An 8,523-nucleotide genomic window follows, 5' to 3' on the forward strand; every position below is an offset into this window, starting at 1 on the left:
ATAGCTGATAGCTGATAGCTAATTTATAGTCTATTATTTCATTTTACTGAGTAGTAATAATGTATTGGACTCGGGTTGCCCATGAAACTTAATGACGTACAGATGTTTGTTAATCCTATTTATCGGTTAATAGAAATTACACCTATCCCTGTCATTGTTTCCTCGCCTAGCGGTAAACTCGAATATGCAAACCCGGCACTAAAACAACTATTAGGTTACGAAGGCGATGAAGTGTACGCCGATGATGTTGTTATAACTCATGCTGATGACAGAGAGTTAAATAAAGCTATTCGTGCCAAGCTTAATCAGTTTCCTGAGCAGCCCTTACAAATCGAAAAGCGTTACATGCATAAGTTGGGTCATGCTATTTATTGTCAGCTGAATATTGTTGCCGAGATGGATACTGACGGTAATGTTGTGCGTTATATTTCGCAAATTATTGACTTAACAACAGTCAATAAAGAGGCGGCCGCGGATATTTTGCTGACCCATTTGGTTGATAAATCGAATGATGCCATCTTTGTTGCAAACCCTCAGTTTGGTCAAATCCTTAATTGTAATCAATTTGCTTTTAGGTGCTTAGGTTATGAAAAGGAGGAGCTTTTAAAACTAACCATTCCAGACATTAACCCTGACTACGATACCAAGGCTAAATGGCAAGAAAGGGTGGAGCGTATAAAAGCTCAAGAAACCACTATTTTTGAGTCGTGCTTAAAACAAAAAGATGGTCAGGTTTTTCCTACAGAAGTGAGTGTGTGTCATATTGACCATCAAGGGAAAAGCTATCTTCTTGCGATTGTGCGTGACATTTCAGCTCGAAAAAATAAAGAGCAGGCTTTGATTGAGCTTGCGAATCTTGACCCGCTTACTCAATTACCGAACCGTCGTTATCTAGAGCAATTATTAAATGATGTATTTAGTGAAAATGGTGATGTGGCTGAGGGAATGGGCTTTATTTATATCGACTTAGATGATTTTAAACAAATCAACGATCAGCATGGTCATGCACTAGGCGATGAAGTTTTGGTATGGGTTGCAAAGCAACTTAAAGCTGCCGTCAGAAGTACCGATTATGTGATAAGAATGGGGGGAGATGAGTTTTTAGTGACTATTTCAGGCGTAACTAACACGACGATTCTGAATCGCTTGGCACATAAAATTGCGGATCAATTTTCAGCCCCTTTTAGTTGTAAAGGTAAGTCAATTGAAGTCACAGCAAGTATTGGTGTGACAGCGCATTTTCTCGGCGATGGTGTGTATGCAGCAAACCAGCTAATTGAAGAAGCGGATGCGGCTATGTACCAAGCTAAAAAGCAACCCGGAACAACCATCATTCATTTCAGCTAATGGTTTTAACGCCTTATGTTGCTCTGAAACTTGAAACTTTCCCCTCAAGCAGCCACTTCAACACAATTACGGCCGTTACTTTTCGCTTTATACAATGCTTTGTCGGCAATGGTGAGGGTTTCTTTCACGGTTGTTGAAGCATGAGCTACGCTGTGTACACCAATACTCACGGTAAATTGCACGGTTTGTACTTCATCAATGGTGATGTAGGTTTCTTGAGCTTTTTGGCGAATTCGCTCGGCAACTTGCTTGGCATCAAGTAGGTTACAATTGAGTAATAACACAAACTCTTCGCCGCCGTAACGGCAGGCTATATCAGCAAGGCCTTGCTCTGAGGTGAGTATGTTGGCAAATGCGATAATGACTTTATCGCCAACATCGTGACCATATGTGTCGTTGATGTTTTTGAAGTGGTCGAGATCAGCAATTAGGAGGGTTAACTCTTGCTGATTACTTGCCATAGCGGCAATCAATTCCTCACTTTTTCTGTCAAAGTAACGGCGGTTATAAAGGCCTGTCATAGGATCTGTATCGACCAAGCGATTGAGCTCAGTTTGCTGTGCTTTAATTTTTTCGAGGCTCTTAATTCGATAAGAAAGAATAAACGCCATCATTAAGGCTTCGAGCAAAATACCTATGCCAACGCCGTGGCTATTTATCACGTTTGCGTCGCTGATCCCCTTGTAATAAAGCACCGCCAGCATATTGAAAATAACGAACATAGAGTGGCCGAGCAAAAAGTATTTTGCCAGTGTGTTACCTTTTCGCCACAGCGAAATAGATACTCCAAATGTCACCGTCATCATTAAAGCTGCCAAGCTACTGGCAGGTTTTAATGCCCCCACAATATCGAACAAGCTATAGATAAAATCAGCAACCAGTAAGAACAAAATAATCGACAGCGCGATATGCTCTTTAGGGTAATGCTTTTTGGTTTCGAAAATGAGCATTACAAAAATTACTAAAAAGCTTGGCATGCTCAGTAAGTTAGAATTGAGCTGTAATAGCTCAGCACTAAAAATACCAAAGAAGTTAGCAGCAACACCATAAGACAGCGCCACCCACACCGTGCCAGAGATAAGATACAGGGCGTAAACAATGTTCTCGATTTTACGGGCCGATAAATACAAGAAGAAGTTATAAATCATCAGCGCTAACATCATCCCGACAAGCAGCGCAATGTAATTACCATTCCCGACAAGGGCTCGCTTTGAATGCTCTTCATCATAAATCGTTAGTGCAAACCACTGATGAGAAAAAGTGACGCTTTTTACGTAAATTGTTTTTTGCTGGTTAGGAGCAATATAAAACGAAAACACGGCACTGCCACCAAACATATTGGCTTTAGGGCCTGTTTTATCAAGTTGGATAACCGATTGGTTTATCAGTTGTGCTGATTGTGTTTCGTAAAAGCTGACTTCTTCTAAATGATAGGCATCAGGGTTATGTACAAATAAGCGTAGGGTATCGCTGTAGCTATTTTTTATAACTATTTTTGACCACGTAGTTTTAGCGTTAGTGCCCAAAGTAAGCTCGTTTTGACTGTTGGTAAAATTTTGCTGCTGAACTTGCGAAAGAGACATGGCGCCTGTGCTATCAATAAAATAGCTCATAGCAAATTGAGTGAGGTCAACGCTACGTTGATCGATATTAACAATAGGGGAGTTATCTGCACGGCTTTGGGTCGTCATGCTTAGGCATAATGAGTAGATAACAAAAAGCAGTAAAAAGCGCGCAATCATCCCTAATGCCTGTGTCCAAATAAATATAATAATAAAGTTTTATTTTTAACGTAAACCGCTGCCTTGTCGAGTAAATTATCAACGAAAATAAAAAAAGCCGCTAACTTAGCGGCTTTGTTGGTTGCGAAAATATGGGTTAACGTAGGTCGAAACGATCTAGCGTCATTACTTTAGTCCACGCTGCTACGAAGTCATCAACGAACTTCTGTTTAGCATCGTCAGAGGCATACACTTCAGCAATTGAACGTAGCTCTGAGTTTGAACCGAAGATTAAATCTACTGGTGTTGCTGTCCACTTAAGTTTGCCTGACTTACGGTCACGGCCTTCGTAAACACCTTCCTCAGAAGACTTAGACCACTTCGTTGACATATCTAATAGGTTAACGAAGAAGTCGTTGCTTAATGTGCCAGGTTTCTTCGTGAATACACCGTGTTTAGTTTGGTCAGTATTCGCGTTAAGGGCACGCATACCACCTAGTAGTGCAGTCATTTCTGGTACTGATAAGCTTAGTAAATCAGCACGTTCAACTAACATTTCAGCCGGTGATTTCCATGCTGAGCTGTAGTAGTTACGGAACGCATCTGCTGTTGGCTCAAGTACTTCGAATGACTCAACGTCTGTCATTTCTAATGACGCGTCCATACGACCTGGCTTAAATGGTACTGAGATAGAGAAACCCGCGTCGCTTGCTGCTTTTTCGATTGCAGCCGCACCACCAAGAACAATCATATCTGCTAGTGAAATTTCTTTACCACCAGATGCTTTTTTGTTGAACTTAGTTTGGATTTTCTCAAGTTTGCTCAGTACTTTAGCCACTTCTTTCGGGTTGTTTACTGGCCAATCTTTTTGCGGAGCAAAACGAATACGTGCACCGTTTGCACCACCACGCATATCTGTGTCGCGGTAGCTTGCTGCTGATGCCCAAGCTACACGCACTAGTTCAGATACAGATAAACCTGAATCTAAGATGCTAGCTTTAAGTGACGCGATATCTTTGCTGTCTACTAGTTTGTGGTCAACCGCAGGGATGTAGTCTTGCCAAATTAATACTTCTTCTGGCACTAAGTCACCTAGGTAACGAGCACGTGGGCCCATATCACGGTGGTTTAGTTTGAACCATGCTTTAGCAAATGCCAGTTCGAACTCTTTCGGGTCGTTTAAGAAACGCTCTGAAATCTTACGGAACTCAGGATCTGCTTTTAACGCGATATCAGTTGTGAACATGATAGGCGCATGACGCTTACCTTTAATGTGTGCATCTGGCACTAGATTAGACGCTTGTCCATTTTCAGGGATCCACTGAGTCGCACCTGCAGGGCTCTTAGTTTTAACCCACTCAAAGCTGAATAAGTTTTGTAGGTAGTTGATTGACCAACGTGTTGGTGTCACTGTCCATGCACCTTCAAGACCTGATGTGATGGTATCTTCTGAGTGACCTTTACCACATTTGTTTTTCCAACCTAAGCCTTGCTCTTCGATACCTGCAGCTGCTGGCTCTTTGTCTAAACACGTTGCTTTTTTCGCACCGTGTGCTTTACCAAAGCTGTGACCACCGGCGATTAGCGCAACGATTTCTTCATCGTTCATTGCCATGCGGCCGAATGATAAACGAATGTCTTCTGCTGCTAGAAGTGGATCAGGGTTACCGTGCGGGCCTTCTGGGTTTACATAAATCAAGCCCATCTCAACTGCCGCTAATGGGCCTTTAAGTTTGCCTTTTTTGTCACGACGTTCGTCAGTTAACATTTTGCCTTCAGGACCCCAGTATACGTAATCTGGTTCCCAATCGTCTTCACGACCACCGGCATAACCGAAGGTATTGAAGCCCATTGATTCAAGCGCAACGTTACCTGTTAACGCCATTAAGTCAGCCCAAGAAATGCTGCGACCGTATTTTTGTTTTACAGGCCAAAGTAAACGACGCGCCTTATCAAGGTTCGCGTTATCAGGCCAGCTGTTTAATGGGTCGAAACGTTGTTGACCACCGCCTGCGCCACCACGACCATCAAAAGTACGGTACGTACCTGATGCGTGCCACGCCATACGGATGAAGAACGGACCATAGTGACCGTAGTCAGCAGGCCACCAATCTTGAGAATCAGTTAATACTTTCTCAATATCAGCTTTCACTGCATTTAGGTCTAACTTTAAGAATTCTTTTTTGTAATCAAAGTAAGGACCCATAGGATCAGACTCTGCGCCATGGGCACGAAGTTGGCTAAGATCTAATTGCTCTGGCCACCAGAATTGGTTTGATTTGATGTCGTTTGTAGCTTGTACGCCTGTTGCCACCAACAGTGATACCGCAACAGCTACTTTAGACAAAGCTGAAGTTGATTTCTTAAACATTGTGTTGTCTCCAGTTAGAAGTTGGGTGAAATATAGTTATGTTCTGGTTAACTTTCCACTTACAAACTGGGGTTTAAATCGATTGATAAAATCGAAAAAATAGATGGTGTGATTGATTTTATAGAACAAAGCCAGCAAAAATGCTGGCTCTGGGGGAGGTGTGCAGTAAGCTTAAATTTAGCTTATTGCTTATTCTTCAATAAAGGGTACACCGTTTTTGATCCACTCAGCGGCTGGTTTGCCTTTTAAGTAATGATCAAAATATTCCATCATGCGTACTGAGAAATCCACTTGGTTAGGGAATTTCTTCAGGTGATGTGGTTCACCTTCGTATTGTAAGAAGGTGGCATCTTTACCCGCACGACGAAGCGCTAGGTAGTATTGAACACCTTCGTGCCATGGTACAGCATCATCTTTGTCGCCAAACATAATCAGAATTGGGGTATTCACTTTATCGGCGAAGAACACTGGTGAGTTTTCGATGTATAGCTCTGGCGCTTCGAATAACGTTTTACCAATGCGGCTTTGCCCTGTTTCGTATTGGAACTGACGCGCAAGACCTGATTTTAAGCGAATACCGCTGTATGCACTGGTCATGTTAGATACTGGCGCACCCGATACAACCGCCTTAAACATATCTGTTTGGGTGATCATAAAGGCACTTTGGTAGCCTGCCCATGAGTGACCTTGTAAACCAATTTTATTTGGATCAGCAATGCCTAAATCAATCAACTTTTGAGTGGCGTTGATCATCGTTTGGGTTGACGATTTACCCGGATGGCCAATTTCAAAACGGATATCAGGTAAGAAAATCGCATAACCATTTGAAGTAAACATCGGGAAGTTAGGGCGATGATTTAATTCCATTTTCGGGAAGTCATACATGCGTTGGCTCATATAGCGGTAGAAGTACACAACCACTGGCACCTTATCGCCTTTTTTGTAGCCCGCAGGCTTAATTAATACGCCTTGTAAATCTTCACCATCAAACCCTTTGTAGCTAATAAGCTCAGGTTTTTCGCCCCATGCAAAGTTGCTAATTTGTGGGTTTAGGTTGGTAACACGCTGTGGCTTTTTGAAGCTAAAGTCAGTTTGGTAGTAATCAGGGAATTGCTGATATGTTTGTGCAGTAAAGAGATATTTGTCGGCATTTTTCGCCTTTTTCACTACATCATAGCGCTTTTTACCCGAAAGTACTTTACTTACTTTATTGCTTGATAAGTCGAGTTTTGCAATTTCAGTTTGTTTATCTTGCAGGTTAGTTGCGCTTAGTAATAATGTTTCGTCTTTGGCAAAGCCCACTTGGTCTTTATCTAGTTTAATAACACGATATTGGGTATTGCTTTCTTTACCTTGAGTTAGGCGTGTTGCCTTTTGTGTTGCGACATCAAAAGCCCAAATATCAAATTTACTGTAAACCAGCACTTGGCTGCTGTCGTTTAACCAGCCTGCAAAACCATAACCCGGCTGAGGTGACGGGTAGTCATGTTTATCATCAGCAAAAATAGCGTTAATTGCTTTAGATAAGGTCGAAACCTTATTGTTACCTAAATCTTTAAGTTGCACTTGGCTGTCTTGGAAAAATGCCGCAAATTGACCATTTGGCGCAAGGCTTGGTCTAAACGGGTAGTCGCTGACGATAGCGGTTTGTTTACCGGTTTTAACATCAACACTGAAGTAATCTGCGTAGAAACCGCCATACATAACACGCTCTAGGTATGGAAGATCTGAATAACCTAATAGCGCTTCGCGATGAGTATTAAGCGAAACCTCAGGCATGTTTGGCGTGCTTAACTGCACAACGTGCTGACCGTTTACATGATATACCGCTTGGTAGTGACGAAGCTTATTTGTGCTGTTCCATTGCTGCTCTTCGCGAGGCTTAATTTCAGCGTCTTTATTGTGCCAAACGTTGAGGCCCTTTTGGTCGCGAATGGTATCGAAATCATATAAAGAAGCTTCATCTTTGTATTCTTTTGCGGCAACTTTTGCAGCGAGTTTAGGGTGGTTTTCAAAGTATAAACGAGCACCATCTTCAGACCATTTTAGCGATGCTGTTTTGCCAATAGTCCAGCTGCTATCTGCAGAGTGAATGGTTGAAAGCGCCCCGTTTTGTAAAAGCTGTAAGCTGTGATCACGACGGCGTGTATCATCATTCACGTAATTACCAATTAACAGCGCTGCGGTATTGCTGTTTGGCTGCCAAGCAATTTTGTTTGCCACAACGCCCGGCTCATCAATCAGTACACTCGTTGCAAAGTCATTATTAAGCGCAACTAATACAACTTGGTTGTCGGCACCATTACTGTAGCTTTGGCTTGCTAATATCTGCTCACCGGTGCTGCTAATCGCATAGCTGAATACATTGTTTAGGGTGTGAGTGGTTTTGTCTTGAAGGTTAACAAGCACTAAATCAAAGCTTTTATCTTTTTTGTCTGGCTTGATTTCGCTGCTGTTTTCGTCTTTTTCTTCGCTGTCTTTTTTATCTGCTTTTTCTGCTTTCTTATCGAGTCGGTAAGCAAGCCATACACCATCATCCGATAATGCATAGTCTTTTACATCGTTAAAGGTTTGTTGCTCACCATTGTTAGTATTTACTAAAACAAGGTTGTTTTTTAGCTCGTCTTTTTTCTTGGTGGTTTCTTTTTCAAGTAGGGTTGGAACTTGAGTAAAAGCCACCCAGTTTGCTGCTTTATTAATAGTAGGGCGAGTACCGCGCTCAACGCTGGCAAGCAGGGTGTTATTGTTTAATGTATAAACCTGACCTTGTGCATTACCGCGATAAGGGTCGGCACTAAAGCTAAGAATTTGGCCATCTTCAGAAAGTTGGGTGCCTTTTGCGTATTTAAAATCAAACACGTCTTTAAATTGCAGAGCTTCTTTCGCACCAACCTGTGCACTACCAAGGCTTGTCACCAAGGCTAAGCTCAAAAGTGATAATTGCGCTTTCATTCATCTTTCTCGTTGTTTTTAAATTTACGCACCCAGTGTAGCGTTTTTAATAAACAATTCGAGTAGATACGATAAGTGGCGTGTTTGGGGAGGTGGAAGGGGAAAGTTACGAGGGGAAAGTTGCTAGGGGAA

General features: G+C 42.2%; 4 protein-coding genes. 1 reads left to right on the plus strand and 3 read right to left on the minus strand.

Annotation, left to right across the window (positions count from 1 at the left end; translation table 11 throughout):
• Positions 1-81: 81 nt before the first annotated feature.
• Positions 82-1,347, plus strand: a complete 1,266-nt coding sequence (locus tag CWC28_RS09345; protein WP_063699850.1) for a sensor domain-containing protein — start codon at positions 82-84, stop codon at positions 1,345-1,347.
• Positions 1,348-1,391: 44 nt separating this feature from the next.
• On the opposite strand, the gene CWC28_RS09350 is transcribed toward CWC28_RS09345, so the two are convergent.
• The 3 genes from CWC28_RS09350 to CWC28_RS09360 form a co-directional block, all read right to left on the minus strand.
• Positions 1,392-3,089, minus strand: coding sequence for a diguanylate cyclase (locus CWC28_RS09350; RefSeq protein WP_062565969.1), 1,698 nt, complete (start codon positions 3,087-3,089; stop codon positions 1,392-1,394).
• A gap of 136 nt (positions 3,090-3,225) precedes the next feature.
• Positions 3,226-5,439 carry a catalase/peroxidase HPI gene (gene katG / locus CWC28_RS09355; RefSeq protein WP_062565968.1) on the minus strand — a complete coding sequence of 738 codons (2,214 nt, stop codon included), beginning with the start codon at positions 5,437-5,439 and terminating at the stop codon, positions 3,226-3,228.
• A gap of 189 nt (positions 5,440-5,628) precedes the next feature.
• A complete protein-coding gene (locus CWC28_RS09360) occupies positions 5,629-8,391 on the minus strand; it encodes a S9 family peptidase (RefSeq protein ID WP_138625059.1) in 2,763 nt (920 codons plus the stop codon).
• Between the last annotated feature and the right edge of the window lie 132 nt (positions 8,392-8,523).

Source organism: Pseudoalteromonas sp. S4492 (assembly GCF_005886115.1).
In the GTDB taxonomy this organism is placed as follows: domain Bacteria; phylum Pseudomonadota; class Gammaproteobacteria; order Enterobacterales; family Alteromonadaceae; genus Pseudoalteromonas; species Pseudoalteromonas gelatinilytica.

What these genes read in the sequence shown, in the direction of transcription:
- katG (WP_062565968.1), bottom strand. Translation starts at nt 5,439, where the DNA reads ATGTTTAAGAAATCAACTTCAGCTTTGTCTAAAGTAGCTGTTGCGGTA.
- CWC28_RS09350 (WP_062565969.1), bottom strand. Translation starts at nt 3,089, where the DNA reads ATGATTGCGCGCTTTTTACTGCTTTTTGTTATCTACTCATTATGCCTA.
- CWC28_RS09360 (WP_138625059.1), bottom strand. Translation starts at nt 8,391, where the DNA reads ATGAAAGCGCAATTATCACTTTTGAGCTTAGCCTTGGTGACAAGCCTT.
- CWC28_RS09345 (WP_063699850.1), top strand. Translation starts at nt 82, where the DNA reads ATGAAACTTAATGACGTACAGATGTTTGTTAATCCTATTTATCGGTTA.